The organism is Streptomyces sp. NPDC002825 (genome assembly GCF_040295385.1).
Classification (GTDB): Bacteria; Actinomycetota; Actinomycetes; order Streptomycetales; family Streptomycetaceae; genus Streptomyces.
Window position 1 is genome coordinate 163,486 of the sequence record NZ_JBEOVH010000016.1, and the last position, 25,064, is coordinate 188,549.

The 25,064-nt window shown below is 72.3% G+C and carries 20 protein-coding genes; 7 read left to right on the top strand and 13 right to left on the bottom strand.

Going from position 1 to position 25,064, the window contains the following annotated elements:
* Positions 1-68: 68 nt before the first annotated feature.
* From whiA to uvrC, 4 genes are read right to left on the bottom strand one after another with little or no spacing between them, the layout of a single operon-like run.
* Positions 69-1,058, bottom strand: coding sequence for a DNA-binding protein WhiA (gene whiA / locus ABT041_RS21825; RefSeq protein ID WP_030205188.1), 990 nt, complete (start codon positions 1,056-1,058; stop codon positions 69-71).
* Complete coding sequence (locus ABT041_RS21830; protein WP_351186833.1) at positions 1,049-2,083, bottom strand: gluconeogenesis factor YvcK family protein; 1,035 nt, start codon at positions 2,081-2,083, stop codon at positions 1,049-1,051. Before ABT041_RS21830 ends, whiA begins: the two co-directional genes overlap by 10 nt.
* A complete protein-coding gene (gene rapZ, locus ABT041_RS21835; RefSeq protein WP_351186835.1) occupies positions 2,080-3,042 on the bottom strand; it encodes an RNase adapter RapZ in 963 nt (320 codons plus the stop codon). Before rapZ ends, ABT041_RS21830 begins: the two co-directional genes overlap by 4 nt.
* Positions 3,039-5,072, bottom strand: coding sequence for an excinuclease ABC subunit UvrC (gene uvrC / locus ABT041_RS21840; protein ID WP_351186837.1), 2,034 nt, complete (start codon positions 5,070-5,072; stop codon positions 3,039-3,041). The genes rapZ and uvrC overlap by 4 nt, the downstream gene beginning before the upstream one ends.
* Before the next feature lie 58 nt (positions 5,073-5,130).
* Here uvrC and ABT041_RS21845 point away from each other — a divergent pair, with 58 nt between their 5' ends.
* Entirely contained in the window at positions 5,131-5,883 is a 753-nt protein-coding gene (locus tag ABT041_RS21845) for an SDR family NAD(P)-dependent oxidoreductase (protein ID WP_351186839.1), read from the top strand.
* A 344-nt stretch (positions 5,884-6,227) separates the two neighbouring features.
* Here the strand turns inward: ABT041_RS21845 and ABT041_RS21850 are convergent, their stop codons facing one another.
* Together ABT041_RS21850 and ABT041_RS21855 are read right to left on the bottom strand one after the other, a co-directional pair.
* Positions 6,228-6,971, bottom strand: a complete 744-nt coding sequence (locus tag ABT041_RS21850) for a hypothetical protein (RefSeq protein WP_502976568.1) — start codon at positions 6,969-6,971, stop codon at positions 6,228-6,230.
* A 5-nt stretch (positions 6,972-6,976) separates the two neighbouring features.
* Positions 6,977-7,564 (bottom strand): papain-like cysteine protease family protein, encoded by a 588-nt coding sequence (locus ABT041_RS21855; protein WP_351186842.1) that lies wholly within the window; start codon positions 7,562-7,564, stop codon positions 6,977-6,979.
* Between the two features lie 236 nt (positions 7,565-7,800).
* Between ABT041_RS21855 and ABT041_RS21860 the strand changes: the two genes are divergently transcribed.
* Entirely contained in the window at positions 7,801-8,730 is a 930-nt protein-coding gene (locus ABT041_RS21860) for a hypothetical protein (RefSeq protein ID WP_351186844.1), read from the top strand.
* A 4-nt stretch (positions 8,731-8,734) separates the two neighbouring features.
* Here ABT041_RS21860 and ABT041_RS21865 read toward each other — a convergent pair whose 3' ends face one another.
* Positions 8,735-9,160, bottom strand: a complete 426-nt coding sequence (locus tag ABT041_RS21865; RefSeq protein WP_351186846.1) for a Rieske (2Fe-2S) protein — start codon at positions 9,158-9,160, stop codon at positions 8,735-8,737.
* Between the two features lie 322 nt (positions 9,161-9,482).
* Positions 9,483-12,548 (bottom strand): excinuclease ABC subunit UvrA, encoded by a 3,066-nt coding sequence (uvrA, locus tag ABT041_RS21870; protein WP_351186848.1) that lies wholly within the window; start codon positions 12,546-12,548, stop codon positions 9,483-9,485.
* 156 nt (positions 12,549-12,704) lie between these two features.
* Between uvrA and ABT041_RS21875 the strand changes: the two genes are divergently transcribed.
* The 3 genes from ABT041_RS21875 (at position 12,705) to ABT041_RS21885 (ending at position 15,511) form a co-directional block, all read left to right on the top strand.
* Positions 12,705-13,388, top strand: coding sequence for a maleylpyruvate isomerase family mycothiol-dependent enzyme (locus ABT041_RS21875; protein WP_351186850.1), 684 nt, complete (start codon positions 12,705-12,707; stop codon positions 13,386-13,388).
* Positions 13,389-13,423: 35 nt separating this feature from the next.
* The gene (locus ABT041_RS21880; protein WP_351186852.1) at positions 13,424-14,080 is read left to right on the top strand and encodes an MBL fold metallo-hydrolase; all 657 of its coding nucleotides are present in this window, start codon (positions 13,424-13,426) and stop codon (positions 14,078-14,080) included.
* Between the two features lie 144 nt (positions 14,081-14,224).
* Complete coding sequence (locus tag ABT041_RS21885; RefSeq protein ID WP_351186854.1) at positions 14,225-15,511, top strand: MFS transporter; 1,287 nt, start codon at positions 14,225-14,227, stop codon at positions 15,509-15,511.
* A 91-nt stretch (positions 15,512-15,602) separates the two neighbouring features.
* Here the strand turns inward: ABT041_RS21885 and ABT041_RS21890 are convergent, their stop codons facing one another.
* The 5 genes from ABT041_RS21890 to ABT041_RS21910 all read right to left on the bottom strand — a co-directional run bounded on the left by ABT041_RS21890 (position 15,603) and on the right by ABT041_RS21910 (position 22,733).
* On the bottom strand, positions 15,603-16,601 hold the full coding sequence (locus ABT041_RS21890; protein ID WP_351186856.1) for a TerC/Alx family metal homeostasis membrane protein: 999 nt from the start codon (positions 16,599-16,601) through the stop codon (positions 15,603-15,605).
* Between the two features lie 232 nt (positions 16,602-16,833).
* Positions 16,834-18,747, bottom strand: coding sequence for a TerD family protein (locus tag ABT041_RS21895; RefSeq protein WP_351186858.1), 1,914 nt, complete (start codon positions 18,745-18,747; stop codon positions 16,834-16,836).
* 133 nt (positions 18,748-18,880) lie between these two features.
* On the bottom strand, positions 18,881-19,459 hold the full coding sequence (locus tag ABT041_RS21900; RefSeq protein ID WP_041128672.1) for a TerD family protein: 579 nt from the start codon (positions 19,457-19,459) through the stop codon (positions 18,881-18,883).
* A gap of 152 nt (positions 19,460-19,611) precedes the next feature.
* Positions 19,612-21,750 (bottom strand): excinuclease ABC subunit UvrB, encoded by a 2,139-nt coding sequence (gene uvrB / locus ABT041_RS21905; protein WP_351186861.1) that lies wholly within the window; start codon positions 21,748-21,750, stop codon positions 19,612-19,614.
* Between the two features lie 71 nt (positions 21,751-21,821).
* Positions 21,822-22,733 carry an MHYT domain-containing protein gene (locus tag ABT041_RS21910; RefSeq protein WP_351186863.1) on the bottom strand — a complete coding sequence of 304 codons (912 nt, stop codon included), beginning with the start codon at positions 22,731-22,733 and terminating at the stop codon, positions 21,822-21,824.
* A 248-nt stretch (positions 22,734-22,981) separates the two neighbouring features.
* On the opposite strand from ABT041_RS21910, the gene ABT041_RS21915 reads away from it, so the two are divergent.
* Both ABT041_RS21915 and ABT041_RS21920 read left to right on the top strand, forming a co-directional pair.
* The gene (locus ABT041_RS21915; protein WP_502976570.1) at positions 22,982-23,548 is read left to right on the top strand and encodes a methylated-DNA--[protein]-cysteine S-methyltransferase; all 567 of its coding nucleotides are present in this window, start codon (positions 22,982-22,984) and stop codon (positions 23,546-23,548) included.
* 67 nt (positions 23,549-23,615) lie between these two features.
* Positions 23,616-24,911 carry an MFS transporter gene (locus tag ABT041_RS21920; protein ID WP_351186867.1) on the top strand — a complete coding sequence of 432 codons (1,296 nt, stop codon included), beginning with the start codon at positions 23,616-23,618 and terminating at the stop codon, positions 24,909-24,911.
* Positions 24,912-25,064 lie beyond the last annotated feature (153 nt).

The following is a 25,064-nucleotide window of genomic DNA, read 5'->3' on the forward strand; positions in this document are numbered from 1 at the left end:
GGCACCGGCAGCGCGGAGTTCGCGGTTCCGTACGTCCGTGGTCGTACGTCGTACGGCGGCGGCTCGGGTCAGCCGACCAGGCTGTCGTCGAGCTCCTCCGTCAGGTTGGACTCGGTCCCGGGGATGCCCAGGTCCTGCGCCCGCTTGTCGGCCATCGCGAGGAGCCGGCGGATCCGGCCGGCCACCGCGTCCTTGGTCAGCGGCGGGTCGGCGAGCGCGCCCAGCTCCTCCAGGGAGGCCTGCTTGTGCTCCATGCGCAGCCGGCCGGCGGCGGCGAGGTGCTCCGGCACCTCCTCGCCGAGGATCTCCAGGGCGCGCTGCACCCGGGCGCCCGCGGCGACCGCGGCGCGGGCCGAGCGGCGCAGGTTGGCGTCGTCGAAGTTGGCCAGGCGGTTGGCGGTGGCGCGGACCTCGCGCCGCATCCGCCGCTCTTCCCAGGCGAGCACCGACTCGTGCGCGCCGAGCCGGGTGAGGAGGGCGCCGATCGCGTCGCCGTCGCGGACGACGACCCGGTCCACGCCCCGTACCTCGCGGGCCTTCGCCGCGATGGAGAGCCGGCGGGCCGCGCCGACCAGGGCGAGGGCGGCCTCCGGACCCGGGCAGGTCACCTCCAGGGAGGAGGAGCGGCCGGGCTCGGTCAGCGAGCCGTGCGCGAGGAACGCACCGCGCCAGGCCGCCTCGGCGTCACAGGTCGCCCCGGAGACCACCTGCGGGGGCAGGCCCCGGATGGGGCGGCCGCGGCCGTCCACGAGACCCGTCTGCCGGGCCAGCTGGTCGCCGCCGGCCACCACGCGCACCACGAAGCGCGAGCCGCGCCGCAGCCCGCCGGGGGCCATCACGATCAGTTCGGAGCTGTGCCCGAAGATCTCCAGGATGTCCCGCTTGAGGCGGCGCGCCGCCATCGCGGTGTCCAGCTCCGCCTCGATCACGATGCGGCCGCTCACCAGGTGCAGCCCGCCCGCGAACCGCAGGATCGACGAGACCTCTGCCTTCCTGCAGCAGGTCCGGGTGACGGGAAGCCGGGAGATCTCGTCCTTCACCGCTGCCGTCATCGCCATGGGCCGATCCTTCCATGCATCCGAAAAATACGGTCGTACGCGGCGGCCAACAGCTCCGGGTCATGCTTCGCGGAGCCGTCGGGCCCGGCCACCGGCGCCAGCTCGACCGCGGCACCGAGCCGCTTGGCGGCATCGGCGAGGGGCTCTCTAGCTGACACGTCGGGCACGGCGGCCTCGTCGGCCAGCACCACGTCCAGGGCGAGTTTAGGGGCGTGTCGTCCCAAAACCTCCAAATGACGCTGCGGGGAGAAGCCCTCGGTTTCTCCGGGCTGCGGCGCGAGGTTCAGCGAGAGCACCTTCCGGGCCTTCGTCTCGACCAGCGCGTCGAGGAGCTCGGGGACCAGGAGGTGCGGGATCACCGAGGAGAACCAGGAGCCGGGACCCAGTACCACCCAGTCGGCGTCCAGGACGGCGGCGACCGCCTCGGGCACGGCCGGCGGGTCGTGCGGCACGAGGTGCACGGACTGCACCTCGCCCGGGGTGAGCGCCACCGTCGCCTGCCCGGCCACGGTGTCCACGTCGTCCGGCCGCTCCGGGTCATGGCCCTTGACCAGGGCCTGGAGCTCCAGGGGCACGGCGGACATGGGCAGCACCCGGCCCTGGGCGCCGAGCAGCCGGCCGACCAGGTCGAGGGCCTGCACGGGGTCGCCGAGCTGCTCCCAGAGGGCGACGATCAGCAGATTGCCGACGGCGTGGCCGTTGATCTCGCCCTTGGACTGGAAGCGGTGCTGGATGACCCGGGCCCAGGTCTGGCCCCAGTCGTCGTCGCCGCAGAGCGCGGCGAGCGCCTTGCGCAGGTCGCCGGGGGGCAGCACGCCGAGCTCCTCCCGGAGCCGGCCGCTGGAGCCCCCGTCGTCGGCGACGGTGACGACGGCGGTGAGGTCGCCGGTGATCCGGCGGAGCGCGGCGAGGGAGGCCGACAGGCCCATGCCGCCGCCCAGCGCGACCACCTTGGGCTGGGCGCCACGCCTGCGGAGCGTACGCCGCACCGCGAGGGTGGAGGTACGCCGACGGTACGGCTTCACTCGCGCCCCATGTCCCGGTGGACGACGACGGTCTCGACCCCTTCGGAGGCGAGGCGGGCGGCGAGGCGCTCGGCGGTGGCGACGGAGCGGTGCTTGCCGCCCGTGCAGCCCACGGCGATGGTCACGTACCGCTTGCCCTCGCGGCGGTAGCCCGCGGCGATCAGCTGGAGCAGCTCGGTGTAGCGGTCGAGGAACTCCTTGGCGCCCGGCTGGTTGTAGACGTAGTTCGACACCTCCTCGTTGAGGCCGGTGAAGGGGCGCAGCTCGGGGACCCAGTGCGGGTTCGGCAGGAACCGCATGTCGACGACGAGGTCGGCGTCGACCGGCAGGCCGTACTTGAAGCCGAAGGACATCACGGTGGCCCGGAGCTCGGGCTCCTCGTCGCCGGCGAACTGGGCGTCCATCTTGGCGCGCAGCTCGTGGACGTTGAGGCTGGAGGTGTCGATCACCAGGTCGGCGTCGCCGCGCAGCTCGCGCAGCAGGTCGCGCTCGGCGGCGATGCCGTCGGTGATGCGGCCGTCGCCCTGGAGCGGGTGCGGCCTGCGGACCGACTCGAAACGCCGGACGAGGGCCTCGTCGGAGGACTCGAGGAAGACGATCCGGCGGGTGACCTGCTTGGCGTCCAGGTCGGCGAGGGACTCCCTGAGGTTGTCGAAGAACTGCCGGCCGCGGACGTCCACGACGACGGCGATCCGGGCGACGTTGCCCTGGGAGCGGGCGCCGAGCTCCACCATGGTGGGGATCAGCGCGGGCGGCAGATTGTCCACGACGAACCAGCCGAGGTCCTCCAGGCACTTCGCCGCGGTGGACCGGCCGGCTCCGGACATGCCGGAGATGATCACCAGCTCGGGAATGGCCGCCTCGGCGCCGTTGTCGCCGGGGGTCTCCTTCGTGCCCGTACTCACGTGTCCTGCTCCGTCTTCTCGGTCGTGCTCGTCGTGCGTGTCGTGCTCGTTCATGCGGTGGTGCCCCCGTCGTCTTCCATGATCTCTCCTGTGGCCGTGTTCACGGCGGGTGCGGCGGGGGCCACCTGGGCCAGGGCCACGGCGACCGCCTCCGCGGTCTTCCGGCCGAAGCCGGGGACCTCACAGATCTGCTCGATTGTCGCCTGCTTCAGCCGCTTCACCGAGCCGAAATGCTTGATCAAGGCCTGTTTGCGCGCGTCCCCGAGGCCGGGGACGGCATCGAGCGGGCTGGTCCGGAGGCGTTTGGTCCGCTTGGACCGCTGGTAGCGGATGGCGAAGTCGTGAGCCGTGTCACGCACGCGCTGGAGCAGATAGAGCCCCTCGCTGGAGCGGGGCAGGACGACCGGGTCGTCCTCGCCGGGCAGCCAGACCTCCTCCAGGCGCTTGGCGAGGCCGCAGACGGCGACGTCGTCGATGCCGAGCTCGTCGAGGGCGCGGCGGGCCGCGGCGACCTGCGGCTGCCCACCGTCGACGACGACGAGCTGCGGCGGGTACGCGAAGCGCTTGGGCCGCCCGTCGTCCTGGGCGTCCTCGGCGGGGACCTCGCCGCCGACCGGCACCTCGCCGTCGCCGACCGGGCCCCACTCCCCCGTACGGTCCTTCTCGGCCAGGTAGCGCCTGAAGCGGCGACTGATCACCTCGTGCATGGACCGGACGTCGTCCTGGCCCTCGCCGTGCCAGATTTGCGTGTCTCCGACACGACCCTTGATCTGGAAGCGGCGGTACTCGCTCTTGCGGGGCAGCCCGTCCTCGAAGACGACCATCGAGGCGACGACGTCCTCGCCCTGGAGGTGGGAGATGTCGAAGCACTCGATCCGCAGCGGCGCCGAGTCCAGGTCCAGGGCCTCGGCGATCTCCTCCAGGGCCCGGGAGCGGGTGGTCAGGTCGCTGGCGCGCTTGGTCTTGTGCAGGACGAGCGCCTGCTGGGCGTTGCGCGCGACGGTCTCCATCAGGTCCTTCTTGTCGCCGCGCTGCGGGACGCGCAGCGAGACGAGGGAGCCGCGGCGGCCGGAGAGCCAGGCGGAGACGGCCTCCGTGTCCTCGGGCAGCGCCGGGACCAGGACCTCCTTGGGAACGGCGTCGCCGCTCTCCTCGCCGTACAGCTGCTGGAGCGCGTGCTCCACGAGCCCCGCCGTGTCGACGGCCTCGACCTTGTCCGTGACCCAGCCGCGCTGGCCGCGGACGCGCCCGCCGCGCACGTGGAAGATCTGCACGGCGGCCTCCAGCTCGTCCTCGGCGAGGGCGATCAGGTCGGCGTCGGTGGCGTCGGCGAGGACCACCGCGTTCTTCTCCATGGCCCGGCGCAGGGCCTCTATGTCGTCGCGGAGCCGGGCGGCCTTCTCGTACTCCATGTCCTCGGCCGCGACCATCATCTGCTTCTCGAGCCGGCGGATGTACGTGCCGGTGCGGCCGGCCATGAAGTCGCTGAAGTCCTCGGCCAGTTCGCGGTGCTCCTCGGGCGTGACCCGGCCGACGCAGGGTGCCGAGCACTTGCCGATGTAGCCGAGGAGGCAGGGGCGTCCGGCCGAGGCGGCGTTACGGAACACGCCCGCCGAGCACGTCCGCACGGGGAACACCCGCAGCATCAGGTCCACGGTCTCGCGGATCGCCCACGCGTGCGCGTACGGCCCGAAGTAGCGCACGCCCTTCTTCTTGTGGCCGCGCATGACCTGGACGCGGGGGAACTCCTCGTTCATCGTCACCGCGAGATACGGATAGCTCTTGTCGTCCCGGTACTTCACGTTGAACCGGGGGTCGAACTCCTTGATCCAGGAGTACTCCAGCTGCAGCGCCTCGACCTCGGTGGACACCACGGTCCACTCCACCGAGGCGGCCGTCGTCACCATGGTGGCGGTGCGCGGGTGCAGGCTCGTGATCGGCTGGAAGTAGTTCGCCAGCCGCTGGCGCAGGGACTTCGCCTTACCGACGTAGATCACGCGGCGGTGCTCGTCGCGGAACTTGTAGACCCCCGGGGAGTCGGGGATCTGACCCGGCTTGGGGCGGTAGCTGGAGGGGTCTGCCATGCTCCCCACCCTACTGGCGGGGACCGACACTCAGAGCGGGCGCGCTCGTTGCCCGGACATGGCTCAGGAGACTTCAGGACGGCTGTCCGGCCGGGTGTGCGTGATCACGGGCGCGGCGAGCGGAATCGGCCGGGCGACGACGGAACGCTTCGTACGGGAGGGGGCGCGGGTGGTGGCCGCGGACGTCGACGCGGACCGCCTCGCCGGGGTGGCCGGGGTGACCCCGGTCGTCGGCGACGTCTCCCGGGAGGAGGACGCGCGGCGGATGATCGACACGGCGGTGGAACGCTTCGGACGGCTGGACGTGCTGGTGGCGAACGCCGGCGTCATCCCGCTGCTCTCCGTCACGGAGGCGGAGCCGGCGGACTTCGACCGGGTGATGGCCGTCGACGGCCGCGGCATGTTCCTGACCTGCAAGTACGCGATCGAGGCCATGCTCGTCACGGGCGGCGGGGCCATCGTGTGCACCTCGTCGATCTCGGGCGTGGCCGGCCAGGCGCGGCAGGCGGTGTACGGCCCGGCGAAGTTCGTCGCGACCGGCCTGACGAAGCACCTGGCGGTGGAGTGGGCGGGGCACGGGATCCGCGTCAACGCGGTCGCCCCGGGCACCATCGAGACGGAACGGGTGGCCGCCGCGCGCGTGGAGCCGGGCGGCCCCGAGTACCTCGCGGAGGCACTCGGGGCCCACCCGATGGGCCGCTTCGGCACACCGGAGGAGGTGGCTTCGGCGATCCTCTTCCTGTCCTCGGAGGAGGCGTCCTTCATCACGGGCGCGATCCTCCCGGTGGACGGCGGCTACTTGGCCCGCTGAAGCGCGCACCTCTGCTGACCCGCACCCGGACCGGGCGTCGCCCACTGCCCGTGTGGGGCCCGCGCCTGGCCGGGCGGTGCCCGCTGCCCGTGTGGGGCCGCGCCCGTGCTGGGCGGTGCCCACCCCCGTGTGGGCAATCGTCCCGCAGGGCGGGACGGGTGGGCACACGGGACGGCGCCCCTAGCGGCGCCTCCGCGTTCCGCGCCTGGACCCGCACCCCGATGCGCGGCGCACGACGTGGTGCGGGTTCAGGCGCGGGAGCCTCAGGCGCCGGCAGGGGCGCCGTTCCGTTGTGCCCACCCGTTCCGCCCCTTTGCGGAACGCCTGCCCACAACGGCGGGGCGTCAGGCCGGGCGGCGGCGGTGGCGGGTCAGGGCCGTGCACGCGAGGCCCAGGGCCACCACACCCACACCCGCCCCCGCCCCCGCCATCACCGTGCCGTCCCTCGCGGCGTCAGGCGCGGATGCCTCGTAACCCCCCGCCGCCCCGGACCTCGCGTACGCGGACCCCGGCAGCTTGTCGCCGTACGCCCGTGCCACCCGCTCCCGGTACGCCCCGAGGCTCGTCCCGTCGCGGCCGACGGCCCGTACCGCGTCCTCGTCCAGCGGCAGCACCCTCGCCCCCTTCTGGACGTACCACGCGTCGATCTGCGGCTCCCGGAAGACGAGACCGCCGCGGCCCAGCTCCGCGTACCGGATCTCGTCGTCGCCGGTGGCGATGTTCACCACCTGCCAGCCGCCCGCCCCCTTGACCGTCCACAGCGAGGCCTTCTGCCCGTCCGAGGCCACGGCCCTGCTGGCGCGGAACTCGACGCGGGCGACCGGCGCCCCGGGCTTCCCGGCGACGAAGTCCGGGGAGAGGAGCCGTACCGGTACGGAGGCGCCGTCGACGCGCGGCGCGGCCGCCGCGGGGGCGAGGGCCCCGTCACGGGCGAAGAACCGGGACAGGGTGTCGAGCGTCCCGGGCGCGGAGGCGGCCTGCTCGGGGGTCGGCGCGGGCGGCAGCCCTCCGGCGGCGGCCGCGGGGAGCGCGCCGAGGGCGACGAGCGCGGCGGTGAGGAGACCGAGGGTCGTGGCGCGTGCGTTCATGGCGGTCACGCCCCGATCCGGTAGAGCGAGTGTGTCCAGGAGAAGGAGTTGTTGTCGACGTACCAGGCGTGCGAGGCCCAGTTGTAGCGGTCGCTGGAGGGCCAGGGGTCGCCCCAGTAGACCCAGCTGTTGGCGTCGTCGTAGCCGTAGATCACGTGCATGTGGCCGCCGCCGCTGGACCACTGGATGCGGGTCTCGACGGGCCGGTCGGCGTTGATCTCGGTCTGGACGGTGGAGTACCGCAGCCAGCCGTCGACGTACGAGCCGGGGCTGATGCCGGCCCAGCTCAGTCCGGTCTGGACGTTGCCGAGCGTGGCCTGCCAGTTGGGGCAGTCGTACCCCTGCTGCCGGTTGAAGGCGGCGTTGCAGAACTGGTTCTGGCTGTAGTTCCGGCCGTACCAGGTGGCGATGGTGTTGCCGCTCGCCGCCCAGCACCAGTTGGTCTTCTGCTGCGCCTGCATGGTGATGTTCAGCCGCTTGTGGGCGAGGACGGAAAGACCGTCGTCGGCGGGCGCGGCGGAGGCGGTGGTCGTGGGGACGAGGAAGAGGGCGGCCGCGGCGAGTGCCGCGAGGTGGAGCAGTCTTCTGCGCATCGCGTTCCTCCCAGGGTGGGGGGTGGGGATGTGGGGAGTCGGAGGAGCGCGTCCGGACGCTGGTCAGGAGCATCGGCCGTTGTCCGGGCCGGGTCAACACGCTTCAATGCGGGGTGACATCGGACTGTGAACGGTGTGACCCGGGTGTGAACGGACGCCCAGGGCCCACCTGCCCGCCCACCCCTCGCGGCGCGACGGTCCGTGCCCCCGTCGTGAACGTTCACCGAGGAGTCCTCGTGAGCCACACCGAGGCCGATCTGGTGCAGCTGCTGCACACCGGCCCCTTCCATCTCGCGCTGCGCACCGCGCTCGCCGTGCGCGGCCTGCCGCTCCAGCGGGTCCAGCACCATCTCGCGCACCGGGGCGTGAAGGTCGGGGTGACGAGCCTGAGCTACTGGCAGCAGGGCGCCCGCCGTCCGCAGCGGCCGGAGTCCCTGAAGGCCGTCCGGGCCCTGGAGGAGGTGCTCCAGCTGCCGGGGAACTCGCTGCTGCGGCTCCTGACGGAGGACGCGGCCGCCCGCTCCGAGGTGGAGCGCCCGGCGGCCCGCTCGTACCGCTCACTGGTGGAGGCCTCGGGCTCGGTCGAGGAGCTGCTCGCGGGTCTTGAGTCCCCGGTGGACGGCGGGCTGCACACGGTGGGGCACCACGAGCGGGTACGGATCGGGGCGGGCCGGGAACTGGTGGGGCGTGAGTCGCAGCACGTGGTGCGGGCGCACCGGGACGGCGTGGACCGCTATCTCGCCATCCACCACGGCGACCCGGGCTGCGACCCGTCCCGGGTGGTGGTGCGGGCGGTGGAGAACTGCCGGACGGGTCGGGTGCGGTGGCACGCCGGGACGGGCGTGCTCGTCGCGGAGCTGCTCTTCGACGTGCGCCTGCGGGCCGGGGACACGTACCTGTTCTCGTACGGCTTCGAGGACGGTACGGCGGGGCCGAGCGGCGAGTACGTGCGCGGGTTCAGCTTCGCGGGCGGGCAGTACGTGCTCCAGGTCCGCTTCGACGAGGCGGCGCTGCCGGTGCGGTGCCGGAGGTTCGCGCAGGCCTCGGCGGGGGCGCCGCGCGGTGGCCGTGCGGAGCTGACCCTGAGCGGCCGGCACCGCACGGTGCACCTCGTGGAGCAGGGGGTACGCCCGGGGATCCTGGGGATCGACTGGGACTGGGCGTGAGGCCTCAGGCCTCGGGGCCGGCCACCAGCTTGCCGTTCTCGACGCGGATCGGGACCTCGGGGAGCGGGACGGTGGCGGGGCCCTGGATCGCCTTGCCGGTCGTCACGTCGAAGCGGCTGCCGTGGCAGGGGCAGTTGCCCTCGTTCTCCTCGACCTTGTCGAGGACGCAGCCGGCGTGGGTGCACTGGGCGCTGAAGGCCTTGTACTGGCCCTTGGCGGGGCAGCTCACGACGAGCCGCTGCTCGCGGTAGAGCCGGGAACCGCCGACCGGGATCTCGTCAGGGGCGCCGAGCGGGACCGGGGCGGTCGGGGTCGGGACCTGGGCGTGGCCGAGCTTGGAATCGGTGGAGCAGGCGGCGACTCCCAGCCCGGCGGCACCGGCGAGGGCCGCGCCTTTCAGTACGGTGCGGCGGCTGGACTGGCCGGACATGTGCGCTCCACGGTGAGATCGGGTACAAGACACCCCAGGGGTGACCGACCCGACGATACCGGCGCGCCTCCCGCCCCCCTCGGCCGGGCCTGACCTGGGAGGCCCGGGCCCCGTGTGACGCCCGTGTGGGCAATCGTCCCGCTTGGGGTCCCCCCTGGACGAAGTCCTTGGGGGAGGGACGGGTGGGCACGCGGACGGCGCCCTTCGCGGCGCCTCCGCCCCCGGGCCCTGCGGTGCGGGCACGCCCCGGGGCGCTGCCGACCGTCCCACCCCGCAGGCCGGGCGTGCGGTAGGGCCCCCGGCCGGGGGCCCTACCGGCGCCTCACGCCTTGCGGGTCCTGGCAGCCGTCGCCTTCTTGGCGGTGGCCGTCTTCTTCGCGGGCGCGGCCGCCTTGGTGGCGGCCTTCTTGGCGGGGGCCACGGCCTTGGTGGCGGTCTTCTTGGCGGGGGCCTTCGCCGCCACCGTCTTCGCCGCCGGCTTCTTCGCCGCCGCCTTCTTCGTACCGCGGGCCGTCGGGATCGTCCCCGCGGCGTCGCTGATCCGGTCGGCGCCGAGGATCTCGCGGAGGAACTTGCCGGTGTGGCTGGCCGGGACCGCGGCCACCTCCTCCGGCGTGCCCTCGGCGATCACCAGACCACCGCCGCTGCCGCCCTCCGGGCCCATGTCGATGACCCAGTCCGCGGTCTTGATGACATCGAGGTTGTGCTCGATGACGATCACCGAGTTCCCCTTGTCGACCAGGTTGGACAGCACCTTGATCAGCTTCGAGATGTCCTCGAAGTGGAGACCGGTGGTCGGCTCGTCGAGGACGTACACCGTGCGGCCCGTCGAGCGCTTCTGGAGCTCGGAGGCGAGCTTCACGCGCTGGGCCTCGCCGCCGGAGAGCGTCGGCGCGGACTGGCCGAGGCGGACGTACCCGAGTCCGACCTCGTTGAGCGTGCGCAGGTGCCGGGCGATGGTCGGGACGGCCTCGAAGAACTCGAGGGCCTCCTCGATCGGCATGTTCAGGACTTCGGCGATGGACTTGCCCTTGTAGTGGACCTCCAGGGTCTCCCGGTTGTACCGGTCGCCGTGGCAGACCTCGCACGGGACGTAGACGTCCGGGAGGAAGTTCATCTCGATCTTGATCGTGCCGTCGCCGGAGCAGTTCTCGCAGCGGCCGCCCTTGACGTTGAAGGAGAAGCGGCCGGGCAGGTAGCCCCGGACCTTCGCCTCCATCGTCTCGGCGAAGAGCTTGCGGACGTGGTCGAAGACGCCGGTGTACGTCGCCGGGTTCGACCGCGGGGTGCGGCCGATCGGGGACTGGTCGACGTGCACGACCTTGTCGACGAGGTCGTCGCCGTCCACGCGCGTGTGCCGTCCGGGCACCGACTTGGCGCCGTTCAGCTCGCGCGCCAGGTGGGTGTAGAGGATGTCGTTGACCAGGGTCGACTTGCCGGAACCGGAGACACCGGTGACGGCCGTGAGGACGCCGAGCGGGAACGACACGTCGATGTCCCGCAGGTTGTTCTCCCGGGCCCCGTGCACGGTGAGCCGGCGTCCGGGGTCCGCCGGGCGGCGGATGTCCGGGGTGGCGATCGCCCTGCGGCCGGACAGGTACTGCCCGGTCATCGACTCCTCGTTGGCGAGGAGCTCCTTCAGGGAGCCGGAGTGGACGACCTTGCCGCCGTGCTCGCCGGCTCCGGGGCCGATGTCGACGACCCAGTCGGCGACCTTGATGGTGTCCTCGTCGTGCTCGACGACGATGAGCGTGTTGCCCATGTCCCGGAGCCGGACCAGGGTCTCGATGAGCCGGTGGTTGTCGCGCTGGTGGAGGCCGATGGACGGCTCGTCGAGCACGTACAGCACGCCGACCAGGCCGGAGCCGATCTGGGTGGCGAGCCGGATGCGCTGGGCCTCGCCGCCGGAGAGCGTGCCGGCCGCCCGGTTGAGGGAGAGGTAGTCGAGGCCGACGTCGACGAGGAAGCGCAGCCGCTCGTTGACCTCCTTGAGGACCCGCTCGGCGATCTTCTTGTCACGGGCGTTGAGGGTGAGGCGGGAGAGGAACTCGGCGCAGTCGCTGATCGACATCGCGGAGACCTCGGCGATGGACCGGTCCATGACCGTGACCGCGAGGACGATCGGCTTGAGGCGGGAGCCCTCACAGGTGGGGCACGGCACCTCGCGCATGTAGCCCTCGAAGCGCTCGCGGCTGGAGTCGCTCTCGGCCTCGGTGTGCCGCCGCTTGACGAAGGAGACGGCGCCCTCGAAGGCCGGGGTGGTGTACGCCCGCTCGCGTCCGTACCGGTTCCGGTAGCGGACCTCGACCTGGGTCTTGTGGCCGTACATCAGGGCCTTCTTGGCGCGCTGCGGCAGCCCGGCGTACGGGATGTCCGTGCGGAAGCCGAGGGCCTGGGAGAGTCCGCCGATGAGCCGGCCGAAGTACTCCTTGGTGTGGCCGTGCGACCAGGGGTGGATGGCGCCCTCGTCGAGGGACCTCTCCTCGTCGGGGACGATCAGCTCCGGGTCGACCTCCATGCGGGTGCCGATGCCGGTGCAGTCGGGGCAGGCGCCGAAGGGCGAGTTGAAGGAGAAGGAGCGCGGCTCCAGCTCCTCGAAGGACAGGTCGTCGTACGGGCAGTACAGGTGCTCCGAGTACATGCGCTCGCGCTCGGGGTCGTCCTCGGGGAGGTCGACGAAGTCGAGCACGACCATGCCGCCGGAGAGTCCGAGCGCGGTCTCGACGGAGTCGGTGAGCCGGCGCTTGGCGCTGTCCTTCACGGTGAGGCGGTCGACGACCACCTCGATCGTGTGCTTCTCCTGCTTCTTCAGCGTCGGCGGTTCGCTCAGCTGGATGGTGACGCCGTCCACGCGGGCGCGGCTGTAGCCCTTGGTCTGCAGGTCGGCGAAGAGGTCGACGAACTCGCCCTTCCGCTCGCGCACGAGCGGGGAGAGCACCTGGAAGCGGCTGCCCTCGGGGAGCTCCAGGACCTTGTCGACGATGGCCTGCGGCGACTGCCGGGAGATCGGGCGGCGGCACTCGGGACAGTGCGGCTTTCCGATGCGGGCGAAGAGCAGACGGAGGTAGTCGTAGACCTCCGTGATGGTGCCGACCGTCGAGCGCGGGTTGCGCGAGGTCGACTTCTGGTCGATGGAGACGGCGGGCGAGAGGCCCTCGATGAAGTCGACATCCGGCTTGTCCATCTGGCCGAGGAACTGCCGGGCGTACGAGGAGAGCGACTCGACGTACCGGCGCTGCCCCTCGGCGAAGATCGTGTCGAACGCGAGGGAGGACTTGCCCGACCCCGAGAGCCCGGTGAAGACGATGAGGGAGTCACGCGGGAGGTCGAGCGAGACGTTCTTGAGGTTGTGCTCGCGAGCGCCACGGACGATGAGACGGTCGGCCACGCCGGTCCGCACCTTTCTTGAGAGAGCGGATGTGCCTGACACACCCAACAACCAAGGATGCCGGATGCTTCCATCGAGCTTATAGCACGCACATTCGATTTCCGTCCGCGCCGAGACCGCTTCACCCGAATGAGTGGCGGCGCTAGGGTCGGCGCCATGATCGACCACGAACTCGACCTTGCCTCCGTACGCGAGGCGACCGAGCGGCTGCTGACCGCGGCCGCCTCATGGGACAACGCGGCGACGGCCGAGCCGTCACGGCTTCCCGGCTGGACCCGCGGCCACGTGCTGGCCCACGTCGCCCGTAACGCCGACGCTCTGGTCAACGTCCTCCAGGGCCGTCCCATGTACGCCGACGCCGCCACCCGCGACGCCGACATCGAGCGCGACGCCACCCGCCCGCTCGACGTCCACCTCGCCGACCTGCGCGAGTCCGCCGACCGCTTCCAGGCCGTCGGCGCCGAGCCCGCCGACTGGAGCCGCACGGTCGAACTCCGCAACGGGGTCACCGACAGCGCCTCGCGGATCCCCTTCCGCCGCTGGGTGGAGGTCGCCCTGCACCACGTCGACCTGGGCGTCGGCTACGAGCTCGAGGACCTCCCCGAGGAGTTCGTCCAGCGCGAGATCGACTTCCTCACCGAGCGCTTCGAGGGCCTGGAGAGCGTCCCGGCGACCACCCTCCGGGCCGCCGACGGACGGACCTGGACGACCGGCGGCACGTCCGGCGCCGTCACGGTCACGGGCCCGGCCACCGAGCTCCTCGGCTGGCTCGCCGGCCGCCGCGACGGCTCCGCCCTGAAGACCGAGGGCGGTCCCCTGCCGGAGCTTCCCCCGCTCTAGCGGCCACTGTCACTCCTCGGGGCTAGTCTGAGGCCATGACGTACAGCGGAGTGGTGAAGGTCGGCGGCGCGGCGGACGTGCACGAGCTCACGGACCTGATGATCTCGAAGGTCGCGGTCGGTCCGATGAACAACAACGCGTACCTGCTGCGCTGCCGGGCGACCGGCGAGCAGCTGCTGATCGACGCGGCCAACGACACCGGGACGCTGCTCACGCTGATCGGTGACGACGGCATCAAGGCCGTCGTCACCACCCACCGGCACGGCGACCACTGGCAGGCCCTGCAGGAGGTCGTCGCCGCGACCGGCGCCACGACCTACGCGGGCGCGTACGACGCGGAGGGCATCCCGGTCCCGACCGACGTGCCCGTCGAGGACGGCGACACGATCCGGGTCGGCCGGGTCGAGCTGACCGCGCGCCGCCTGGTCGGACACACCCCGGGCTCGATCGCCCTGGTCTACGACGACCCGCACGGCCACCCCCACGTCTTCACGGGCGACTGCCTCTTCCCCGGCGGCGTGGGCAACACCTGGAAGGACCCGGAGGCCTTCGCGAGCCTGATCCACGACGTGGAGACCAAGCTCTTCGACGTCCTGCCGGACGAGTCCTGGATCTACCCGGGCCACGGCAACGACACGACGCTCGGTGACGAGCGCCCCCACCTCGCGGAGTGGCGCGAGCGCGGCTGGTGACACCCGGCGCACGGCCTCCGAGCTGCGCACCTCCGTACGCCCCCGTAACCCGGACGGCGGCGGGGTAGTTGGCGCGACATGCGCCACAGTCACCCTCCGTCGCCGTCCCCGACACCCCCGGACCCGTCGCCTCCGGCCCCTTCGATGGGGCGGCTCGCCGCCGCCTCGCTCGTCGGCACCGCCATCGAGTTCTTCGACTTCTTCGTCTACGGGACGGCCGCCGCCCTCGTCCTGGGGCCGCTCTTCTTCCCCACCTTCTCCCCGCTGGCCGGGACCCTGGCCGCCTTCGGCACCTTCGCCGCCGGATTCCTGGCCCGTCCCCTCGGCTCGGTCCTCTTCGGGCACGTCGGCGACCGGTACGGCCGGCGGCCGGTCCTCTTCGCCTCGCTGCTCCTGACCGGCTGCGCCACCGTCGCGGTCGGCTGTGTCCCGACGTACGCGACGCTCGGCATCGCCGCCCCCGCGCTGCTCCTCACCCTCCGCTTCCTGCAGGGTCTCGGTCTGGGCGGCGAGTGGGGCGGGGCGGTCCTGCTCACCGCCGAGCACGCCCCCGAGCACCGGCGCGCGCTGTGGGCGAGCTTCCCGCAGATCGGCCCTCCGGTCGGCTTCCTCCTGGCGAACGGGGTGATGCTGGCGCTCACCGCCGGGCTGAGCGACGCCGAGTTCCGCGCCTGGGGCTGGCGGGTGCCGTTCTGGGCGGCGGGGCTGCTCGCACTCGCCGGACTGCTGCTGCGGTCCTCACTGGCGGAGACCCCGCAGTTCGAGGAGGTGGCCGCGTCCGGGCGGCGCGCGGGCACCCCGCTGGCCGAGATCGTCCGCGACCACTGGCGGCTCGTCCTGCTGACGGCCGGGGCGCTCGCGGTCGGGTACGCCGTCTTCTACACGGTCTCCACCTGGGCGCTGGCCTACGGCACCGAGCGGCTCGGGGTGAGCAGCACGGTGATGCTGAGCTGCGTCATGGCGGCGGTGGCGGTCCAGGGCGCGGTGACCCCGTTCGTGGCGCTCCTCGGCGACCGCTGGGGCCGCAGGCCGCTCTGTCTGGCGGGGTGCGCGGCCTCGGCGCTCTGGATGTTCCCGATGGTGGGCCTGCTGCACACCGCGCGGCCCGCGCTGATGTTCCTCGGCTTCCTGGGCTCGATGCTGGCCTTCATCACCATGTTCGCGGTGGTCGCCGCGTACCTTCCGGAGCTGTACGAGCCCCACGTCCGCTGCACCGGCGCCGCCGTCGGCTACAACCTGGCGGGCGTCCTGGGCGGCGCGCTGACGCCCATGGTCGCCACGACCCTCTCCGACACCGGCTCCGGCCCGCCCTGGGGCGTCGCGGCGTACCTCACCCTGGTCGCCCTGGTGAGCCTCGCCTGCTTCGCCCTCCTCCCGGAAACCCTCCCGAGGCCCACCCCCCGGCCGGTACCCGAGCCGGCCGGCGCCTGAGCCCGGCGCCGCCCGCGCCCCGGCGGTACGACGCGGCGACGGCCGACCGGAGGGGATCCGGTCGGCCGTCGCCGTGTGAGCGGAAGGGGCGTCAGGCCTCGACGCTGTCCTTCGGGGCCGTCTCGGCGGCCTCCGCCGCCTCGCGCTGGGCCTGCTTCTTGGAGGCGATCAGGCTGGTGATGGTCGTGATGGCCAGGACACCGCCGATGACCGCCAGCGAGAACGGGATGGTGATCTCCGGGACGTGCACCCCGGACTCGTGCAGGGCGTGCAGCACGAGCTTCACGCCGATGAAGCCGAGGATCACCGACAGGCCGTAGCTGAGGTGGACCAGCTTCTTGAGCAGGCCGCCGATCAGGAAGTACAGCTGCCGCAGACCCATGAGGGCGAAGGCGTTGGCGGTGAAGACGATGTACGGGTCCTGGGTGAGGCCGAAGATCGCCGGGATGGAGTCGAGGGCGAAGAGGATGTCGGTGGTGCCGATGGCGAGCATGACGACCATCAGCGGGGTCAGCACCCGCTTGCCGTTGTTGCGGATGAAGAGCTTGGTGCCGTGGTACCGGTCGGCGACGCCGAACCTCTTCTCGACGGTCTTGAGGAGACGGTTCTCCTCCCACTCGTCCTCCTCCTCGTCGGAGCGCGCCTCCTGGATGAGCTTCCAGGCGGTGTAGATCAGGAACGCGCCGAAGAGGTAGAAGACCCAGGAGAAGCTCGCGATGATCGCGGCGCCGGCGGCGATGAAGATCGCGCGGAGCACGAGGGCGATCAGCACGCCCACGAGCAGCACCCGCTGCTGGAGGTGGGAGGGGACCGAGAACTTCGCCATGATCAGGACGAAGACGAAGAGGTTGTCGACGCTGAGCGACTTCTCGGTGACGTAGCCCGCGAAGAACTCGCCGGACGCCTGGCTGTTGCCGAAGACCAGCAGGCCGAGTCCGAAGAGTGCGGCGAGGACGATCCACACGATCGTCCAGGTTCCGGCTTCCTTGACCGAGACCTCATGGGGCTTGCGCCCGATGAAGAAGTCGGCACCGATCAGGGCACACAGACCGAGAATGGTCAGTACCCACAGGGTCATTGAAACGTCCACTGCGCCTCCGGCGTCGTACGGCTACTTGATCAGCGTCGTCGCTGCCGGAGGTCTCTTCCACCCGGGCGGCGGACGCGCCGCCGGGCCGACGCCCCGGGATCGGATCACTGAGGATCCGTCCGTATTGACGGGTACGCCGCGCAATGGGGAGTACTCCCCTCCGCACCAAAAAGACTACCCGAAAGACCAAGAGAAGGTAAAGGGCAGGGTAAAGAGCCACCAAAAGGCCAGGTCAGAACCGCTTTCCATGGCGAGCGGACGCCACCTGCGTGAGGACCTGGCGGAGGATCGCGCTGCCCGGCGGAAGGAGCGGCGGCTCGTACGACCAGGCATGGCCGACCCAGGGGTCCGCGAGGTGGTCGTCGGGCACGGGGGTGAGCCGCAGCAGCGAGCGCCACAGGGGGTCGAGCAGCGGCCCGTACGCGGCCGCGTCCTCCCGCGCGGCGACCATCAGCAGATGGACGCCGACCGAGGGCCCCTCGTCCGCGAGGTACCGCAGCCGGGTGACCGCCCGGTCGTCGAAGCCGTGCGGGAAGTCGTGCACGATCAGCAGCTGCCGGGCCGTGTCCAGGCCGGGCGGCAGCGCGTCGGCCGCACCGCCCCGCTGGGCCATCTGCAGCAGGTCGACCCGCTCCGTGAGCTGTTCGAGGACCGCCGAGACCCCGGCCGCGCCCCGGGCGGGCGGGGCCGCCGCACCTGTCTCCACGAGGGGCGCGAGGGCCGCGGCGCCCGCGCCCGCCGGGTCGACGAGGTGGACGGTGAAACCGCCCGCCGGGTACGCCGCGAGGAGCCGCGCCGCGTGCGCGACGGCCGAGTCCAGGGCCAGCCTCCGCAGCTCGACCTCGTCGAGGAAGGCGGCCGCCTCGGAGTGGCCGCGGCCGGAGTCCACCCAGAGCCCCCGCTCCAGGGGGAGGCGGACGAGCATGGGGATGCGCAGGTCGGTGCGCTCCGGGAGGTGGAGGTCGCCGAGGCGCACGGCCATCGGCTCCTCGGCGGGGACGCGGTAGGCGTGCCAGACGGGGCTGTCCCAGCGCGCGTAGGCGACGGGCAGCGCCGGTTCGACGACCTCGGACTCGGCGGCGAGCTGGGCGAGGTCCCGGTCCAGGACCTCCCGGGCGCGCTCCACGAGCTCGTCGTGCCGGGCGCGGGCGGCGGCCCGGGCGGCGTCGTTCGCGCCGCCGGCCCGGGACCGGTAGTCGGTGAGCGTCTCGTCGAGCTCGCGGTCGAGCCGGGACTCCGCGAAGTCGCAGGCGCTGCGATAGGCGGCGGCGGTACGGGCCAGGTCCTCGAACATGCCCCACACCTGGTTGTAGAGCCGCTCGTCCATGGACCAGCCCGAGGCGTCCCCGGCGACCGGCACGGGCGGCGCCTGCCGGGGCTCGGGGGCGGGCGCCGGGGCCTGTGCAGGGTCGGTCGCGGCCGGCCGGCGGCGAGGGTGGGAGTAGTCGACGGGCCCGCCGGCGGCGATGCCCGCCACGGGGGTGGGGGGCGGTGTCGCCGGTGCCGTGTCAGGAGCGGTCCACGGCGGCGCCTGGCGTACGAGCTCGGGCTCCGGCTCCGGTTCCGGCTCCGGGGCGCTCGCCGGGGTGGCCGGCGCCGGGGCGGCGTCCGCGGCCGCCGTCGCCAGGATCGTGGCGGCGAGCTCCGCGGGGCGCTCCAGGCCCTGGTCGCCGAGCAGGGCGGCGAGCCCGCCCTCGTACCCCTGGCCCATGGCGCGGACCTTCCACGCGCCCTGGCGGCGGTACAGCTCCAGGGCGACGACGGCGGACTCCCGGTCGAGGCCGGTGATCGTATAGCTGGCGATCTCGGTGCCGCCGGGGCCGCTCACGGCGACGAAGGGGGCGGCGAGGGCTCCGAAGCGGGCCGCGCCGCCGGTGAGCGCGAGGAGGACCGAGACGCGGTGGACGGCGCCCGGGACCGCGTCCAGGTCGAAGGCGAGGCGGTGGTCGGCGGCGACCGCCACGGGCACGTCGACGCCGGGGAGGGAGGGCGCTCCGGGGTGTGCGATCCACTCCGTGCCCTCGACCCTGCCCTGCTCGTCGCCGAGGGTGGCTCCGGCCAGGACCGGATGACCGGTGGACACCCGGATCTCCAGTCGGGTGTCGGGCAGGGGGTGGTTCTGCCCCCGGACCAGCTCGGCCGTCATCGTCTCTGTCCCCTCGGTGCTTCCACGTGCGGATCATGCGGATCGTGCCGATCACACGGATCGTGCGGATCATGCGGACAGCTCCCGGCGGCCAGGTGCCTCCGGGAGCTGTGGGTGTGCCGTGCCGGCCTGACTACAGGTGCGGCAGGATCGCCGGCATCAGGTCCTGGAAGGTGCGGCCGTTGGCCGGGTTGCCCAGGGCCGTCATCTGCCAGCCGGAGCCGACCCGGTGCACCTTCGCCATGATCTGCGCGGTGTAGTTGCCGCCGCCGTCGAGGGTGTAGCGCGCGAGCTCCTGCCCGTTCGTCTCGTCGACGATCCGGCAGAAGGCGTTCTGCACCTCCTGGAAGGTCTGGCCGGTGAAGGAGTTCACCGTGAAGACGATCTGGTCGATGTGGACCGGCACCCGCTCCAGGTCCACGAGGATCGCCTCGTCGTCACCGCCCTGGCCGGCGCCGCCCACCAGGTTGTCACCGGTGTGCTTGACCGAGCCGTCGTCGCTGACCAGGTGACGGAAGAACACCACGTCGACCGGCTGCTTCTCGGCGAAGAGGACAGCCGAGGCGTCCAGGTCGATCTCCCGGGTGCGCGAGCCGAAGAGACCGCGGCGCGGCGCCGCCTGCCAGCCGAGCCCCATCCGCACCTGGCTGAGGCTGCCCCCGCCCCGCTTCTCCAGGCTGATGGCCTGACCCTTGGTCATGTTGACCGACACGCGCTGCCCCTCTCGTTAAGCGTTCCCCGCGCCCGCTGTCCGGTGCGTGCGGTTGTCGAGCACCCTACGCAGCGGCACCGACACCGCGTGGGCGCGGTCCGGTTTTGTGTCGGTCTTGCAACACACCGGACCGCCCCTGCGCGCCCGCCCGGTCAGGCGAGCCCCGCCTCCTTCATCTGGCGCAACTCCTTCTTCAGCTCCCCCACTTCGTCGCGGAGCCGGGCCGCCACCTCGAACTGCAGCTCGGCCGCCGCCGCGCGCATCCGGTCGGTCATCTCCTCGATGATCGCGGCCAGTTCGGTCGCGGGCCGGTCGCCGAGCTCGACCGTCGCACCCGCCTTGCCGCCCTTGCCCCTGGCCGTCGTGCCGTGCGCGGCGAGCGAGGGCACGGGGGCCTTCGCGCCCTTGCCCTCCTTGCCCTGGCGGTAGCCGGTGCCGAGCAGTTCCTCGGTGTCGATCTCCTCGCGCGCGATGGTCGCGACGATGTCGTTGATCTTCTTGCGGAGCGGCTGCGGGTCGATGCCGCGCTCCGTGTTGTACGCGATCTGCTTCTCGCGGCGCCGGTTGGTCTCCTCGATCGCCTGCTCCATCGCCGGGGTGATCCGGTCCGCGTACATGTGGACCTGGCCCGACACGTTGCGCGCGGCACGGCCGATCGTCTGGATGAGGGAGGTCCCGGAGCGCAGGAAGCCCTGCTTGTCGGCGTCGAGGATGGCGACGAGGGACACCTCGGGCAGGTCGAGGCCCTCCCGGAGGAGGTTGATGCCGACGAGGACGTCGTACTCGCCGGCGCGCAGCTCGCGGAGGAGTTCGATGCGGCGCAGGGTGTCGACGTCGCTGTGCAGGTAGCGCACCTGGATGCCGAGCTCCAGGAAGTAGTCGGTGAGGTCCTCGGCCATCTTCTTGGTGAGGGTGGTCACGAGGACCCGCTCGTCGCGCTCGGCGCGCAGCCGGATCTCGTGGACCAGGTCGTCGATCTGGCCCTCGGTGGGCTTGACGACGACCTCGGGGTCGACGAGTCCGGTGGGGCGGATGATCTGCTCGACGAATCCGTCGCCGCGCGAGAGCTCGTACGTGCCGGGGGTCGCGGAGAGGTAGACGGTCTGGCCGATCCGCTCCTGGAACTCCTCCCACTTCAGCGGGCGGTTGTCCAGGGCCGAGGGGAGCCGGAAGCCGTGGTCGACCAGGGTCCGCTTGCGGGAGGCGTCGCCCTCGTACATGGCACCGATCTGGGGCACGGTGACGTGCGACTCGTCGATGACGAGGAGGAAGTCCTCGGGGAAGTAGTCGAGGAGGGTGTTGGGCGCGGAGCCGGGCTCGCGGCCGTCGAAGTGCATCGAGTAGTTCTCGATGCCGGAGCAGGAGCCGATCTGCCGCATCATCTCGATGTCGTACGTGGTGCGCATGCGCAGACGCTGGGACTCCAGGTGCTTGCCCTGCTTGTCGAGCTCGGCGAGGCGGACCTCCAGCTCGCGCTCGATGTCGTTGATCGCCCGCTCCATGCGCTCGGGGCCCGCGACGTAGTGGCTGGCGGGGAACACGTACAGCTCGCGGTCCTCGCTGATGACCTCGCCGGTGAGCGGGTGGAGGGTGGAGAGGGCCTCGATCTCGTCGCCGAACATCTCGATGCGGACGGCCAGCTCCTCGTACACCGGGAAGATCTCGATGGTGTCGCCGCGCACCCGGAAGGTGCCCCGGGTGAACGCCAGGTCGTTCCGGGTGTACTGGATGTCGACGAAGCGGCGGAGCAGCTGGTCGCGGTCGATCTCCTCGCCGACCTTGAGCGGGACCATCCGGTCCACGTACTCCTGGGGCGTGCCGAGGCCGTAGATGCAGGAGACGGAGGCGACCACGACGACGTCCCGGCGGGTGAGCAGGGAGTTCGTCGCGGAGTGGCGGAGCCGCTCCACCTCCTCGTTGATGGAGGAGTCCTTCTCGATGTACGTGTCCGACTGGGGGACGTACGCCTCGGGCTGGTAGTAGTCGTAGTACGAGACGAAGTACTCGACGGCGTTGTTCGGCAGGAGCTCGCGGAACTCGTTCGCCAGCTGGGCGGCCAGCGTCTTGTTCGGCGCCATCACCAGGGTGGGGCGCTGGAGCTTCTCGATCATCCACGCGGTGGTCGCGGACTTGCCGGTGCCGGTGGCACCGAGGAGCACGACGTCCTTCTCGCCCGCGCGGATGCGCCGCTCGAGGTCGGCGATGGCGGTCGGCTGGTCGCCGCTGGGCTTGTACTCGCTGACGACCTCGAAGGGCGCCACCGAACGTTCGATCTTGGAAACGGGCCGCATGCAACCACCGTACGACCCGGCACTGACACTCGGGCGGTGATCGGCTCACCGCCCGGTCGCCGGGGCTCCCGTCACCAGTCCTGGGAGCGGTGTCCGCCGCGCGCGACGCTCCGGCGTGCGCCTCGTCCGGCGGCCCGGCCGGGCGGGCGCGCGGTCCAGTTGGCGGGCTCGCCGTAGGACGGGACGTGGCGCGGGGCGGGCACGCCGGGGCGGTGCGGGGCCCGGGCGGCGGGGCGCTGCCAGTCCGGGTCGCCCATCACGAGCAGCGGGTCGAACATGACGACGACGGCGGCCAGGATCAGGAAGACCGCGGGGCCGATCAGCATGGGCAGCAGGAGCGAGGTGGCGGTGGGGCCGCCGCCGGTGTGGGCCTCGGTGCCGTGCAGGTGGACGCTGACGGCGGCCATGGCGGTGTAGTGCATACCACTCACGGCTCCGCCCATCACCAGGCTGGCGCCGAGACTGGCCAGAAATCCATGGACGGAGACGGCAGCCCAGAGGGCCGCGGTGGCGGCCACGACGGCGATGACCACGGAGAGGGCGACGGTGAGGGTGTCGTACTCGATCCGGCCCTGCAGGCGCATACCGGCCATGCCGAGGTAGTGCATGGTGGCGACGCCGAGGCCGGTGATGGTGCCGCCGGTGACCAGGGTGAGGGCGGTCGCCCCGCGGTAGCCGACGATGAAGATGCCGATGCCGACCATGAGGACGGCGACGCCCAGGCTGGCGAAGGTGATGGGGCGGTCGTAGTCGATGGGCGCCTGCTGGACGGAGAAGCCCATCATGGCGATGAAGTGCATCGTCCAGATGCCGGTGCCGATCGAGGTGGCGCCGAGGGCGAGCCAGCCCGCCTTGAAGGTGTCGTGGTGACGGAGCGATCTGGTGGTGCACCTCAGACCGAGGGCGCCGCCGAGGCAGGCCATGAGAAAGGCGGCCACCGGCGTGACGAGCCCGTAGCTGAATCCGTCGACCGTGCCCTGCATGAGCGTGTGTCCTCCACCCCTGGTGCCACGTCGTCCGAAAACAGTCGGTACCGCTGGGTAGTACTACCGGGGCGAGATTATGGCGCGCCGGGGGCTCGGCGACCACGTGACCGGGGATTTTCCGTTCGCGAGACCGGAGCGAGACCGCCTCGTGATCTCGGTGGCGAGCGGGGGGGCCGGGGTGCCGACGGGCGTCTCGGGTCGGGTTGTCGGTGGCGGGTCGTACCGTGGGCGGCATGGACAGCGACATGGGAGCGGAAGCGGGTCCGGCCGGGCGGAAGCGGGGCGGCACGGTGGAGTGGACGGTCGTGGAGAGCGCCATCGGGCCGCTCTTCCTGGCCGCGACCGAGCGGGGGCTCGCGCGGGTCGAGTTCCACGCCGACCCGGCCCGGCGGGAGCGGATGCTCGACCGGCTGGCGGGACAGCTGGGTGCGGAGCCGGTGGAGTGCGCCTCGGGGCGGCTCGCGGAGGCGATACGCCGGCTCGACCGGTACTTCGCGGGCGAGCCTGACGAGCTCGACCTGCCGCTGGACTGGAGCCTGACGACCGGCTTCAACCGGCAGGTGCTGCGCGAGCTGGCCGCGGGCGTTCCGTACGGGACGGTCGTGGGTTACGGGGAGCTGGCGAGGCGCGTGGGGCAGCCGGGCGCGGCGCAGGCGGTCGGAGCGGCGATGGGCGCCAACCCGCTGCCTGTGGTGGTGCCGTGCCACCGGGTGGTGGAGAGCGACGGCGGCCTGGGCGGTTTCGGGGGCGGTCTGGAGACGAAGCGGCAGCTGCTCGCCCTGGAGGGGGTGCTGCCGGCGCCGCTCTTCTGAGCAGGACCGGCTCGGAAGGAAGGAGGGGGCGTTCCCATCAGATGGGACGGCTGGCACACTCACGTAAGTGACACGTACCCCCAGTGCCCCTGACGCCACCGTTCCCGGTCGGATATCCGCCCCCGTCACCCCCGCCCAGCTGCCCGCGCTCCGCAGGCGTGTGCAGGCCGGGCTGATCGCCACCCAGGTCCTGGGAGGCCTCGGCATCGCCATCGGCTTCGCCCTCGCCGCCGTCCTGGCGAGGGACGTGAGCGGCACCGAGGCGCTGTCCGGTCTCGCGTCGACGGCCTCGGTCGCCGGTTCCGCGCTGCTCGCCATGCCGCTGGCCACGCTGATGACCCGGCGAGGGCGCCGGGTGGGCCTCGTCCTGGCGTATCTGCTCGCGGCGGTGGGCGCCGGTGTGGTGGTGCTCGGGGCGGTCCTCGGGAACTTCCCCCTGCTGCTCGTCGGCCTCGTCGGCTTCGGCGCCGGATCCTCGGCGAACCTGGCGGCCCGCTTCGCCGCCGCCGACCTCGCCGAGCCGGACCGCAGGGCCCGGGCCATCTCCACGGTCGTGTGGGCGACGACGATCGGCGCGGTGCTCGGCCCGAACGTCGCCGCGCCCGCCGGACGGAGCGTCTCCGGCTGGGGGATCCCGGCCGCCGCGGGCCCGTTCGTCTGGGCCGCCGGCGTCTTCGTGCTCGCCGCGGCCGTGGTGGCCGTGCTGCTGCGCCCGGACCCGCTGCTCACGGCCCGCGCGCTGGCGGACGCCGAGCCGGGGGGCCAGGCGGCCGAGGGCCGCTCCCTGCGGGCCGGAATGGACGCGGTGCGGAAGTCCCCGCGGGCCCGGATCGCCCTGGTCACGATCGCCGGCTCGCACACGGCCATGGTGTCGATCATGTCGATGACCCCGGTGGCGCTCACCCACCACGGCGCGGACATCCAGCTGATCGGGCTCGTGATCAGCGGGCACATCACGGGCATGTACGCCTTCTCGCCGGTGATGGGCTGGCTGTCCGACCGGCTCGGCCGGCTCGCGGTGATCGGGCTCGCGGTCGGGCTGATCGGTACGGCGGCGCTCGTCGCGGGCACGGCGGGACCGTCCCACGGCCGGATCGCCCTGGGCCTCTTCATCCTCGGGCTCGGCTGGTCGGCGGGGCTCGTGTCCGGCTCGGCGCTGCTCACCGACTCGGTGCCGCAGGCCGCGCGGGCCGCCGTCCAGGGGGTCTCCGACTTCGTCATGAACACCGCCGCCGGGGTCGGCGGCCTCGCGGCCGGCCTGGTCGTCTCGCAGGCGGGCTACGGACCGCTGAACGCGATCGCCGCGTGCCTGCTGCTGCCGATGGCGGCCCTAGCACTGCGCGGAGCCCTCCGGAAGGTCTGAGCCGGCGGAGGCCCTCGGCGCGGCACGCTCCGGAAGGCCTGAGCCCTCCGGAGGGCTCAGGCCGAACTGCCCACCGAGCCCGCCACGCCGTACGACTCGCACCCGCCGATCGCCGAACGCGTCGCCACGATCGAGTCCCTGCCCGACGACGGC

Excerpts from the sequence above, each read along its gene's own strand:
- whiA (WP_030205188.1), bottom strand. The coding sequence starts at position 1,058 with ATGGCGATGACGGCAGCGGTGAAGGACGAGATCTCCCGGCTTCCCGTC.
- rapZ (WP_351186835.1), bottom strand. The coding sequence starts at position 3,042 with ATGAACGAGCACGACACGCACGACGAGCACGACCGAGAAGACGGAGCA.
- uvrC (WP_351186837.1), bottom strand. The coding sequence starts at position 5,072 with ATGGCAGACCCCTCCAGCTACCGCCCCAAGCCGGGTCAGATCCCCGAC.
- ABT041_RS21845 (WP_351186839.1), top strand. The coding sequence starts at position 5,131 with ATGGCTCAGGAGACTTCAGGACGGCTGTCCGGCCGGGTGTGCGTGATC.
- ABT041_RS21850 (WP_502976568.1), bottom strand. The coding sequence starts at position 6,971 with ATGAACGCACGCGCCACGACCCTCGGTCTCCTCACCGCCGCGCTCGTC.
- ABT041_RS21855 (WP_351186842.1), bottom strand. The coding sequence starts at position 7,564 with ATGCGCAGAAGACTGCTCCACCTCGCGGCACTCGCCGCGGCCGCCCTC.
- ABT041_RS21865 (WP_351186846.1), bottom strand. The coding sequence starts at position 9,160 with ATGTCCGGCCAGTCCAGCCGCCGCACCGTACTGAAAGGCGCGGCCCTC.
- ABT041_RS21875 (WP_351186850.1), top strand. The coding sequence starts at position 12,705 with ATGATCGACCACGAACTCGACCTTGCCTCCGTACGCGAGGCGACCGAG.
- ABT041_RS21880 (WP_351186852.1), top strand. The coding sequence starts at position 13,424 with ATGACGTACAGCGGAGTGGTGAAGGTCGGCGGCGCGGCGGACGTGCAC.
- ABT041_RS21885 (WP_351186854.1), top strand. The coding sequence starts at position 14,225 with ATGGGGCGGCTCGCCGCCGCCTCGCTCGTCGGCACCGCCATCGAGTTC.
- ABT041_RS21895 (WP_351186858.1), bottom strand. The coding sequence starts at position 18,747 with ATGACGGCCGAGCTGGTCCGGGGGCAGAACCACCCCCTGCCCGACACC.
- uvrB (WP_351186861.1), bottom strand. The coding sequence starts at position 21,750 with ATGCGGCCCGTTTCCAAGATCGAACGTTCGGTGGCGCCCTTCGAGGTC.
- ABT041_RS21910 (WP_351186863.1), bottom strand. The coding sequence starts at position 22,733 with ATGCAGGGCACGGTCGACGGATTCAGCTACGGGCTCGTCACGCCGGTG.
- ABT041_RS21915 (WP_502976570.1), top strand. The coding sequence starts at position 22,982 with ATGGGAGCGGAAGCGGGTCCGGCCGGGCGGAAGCGGGGCGGCACGGTG.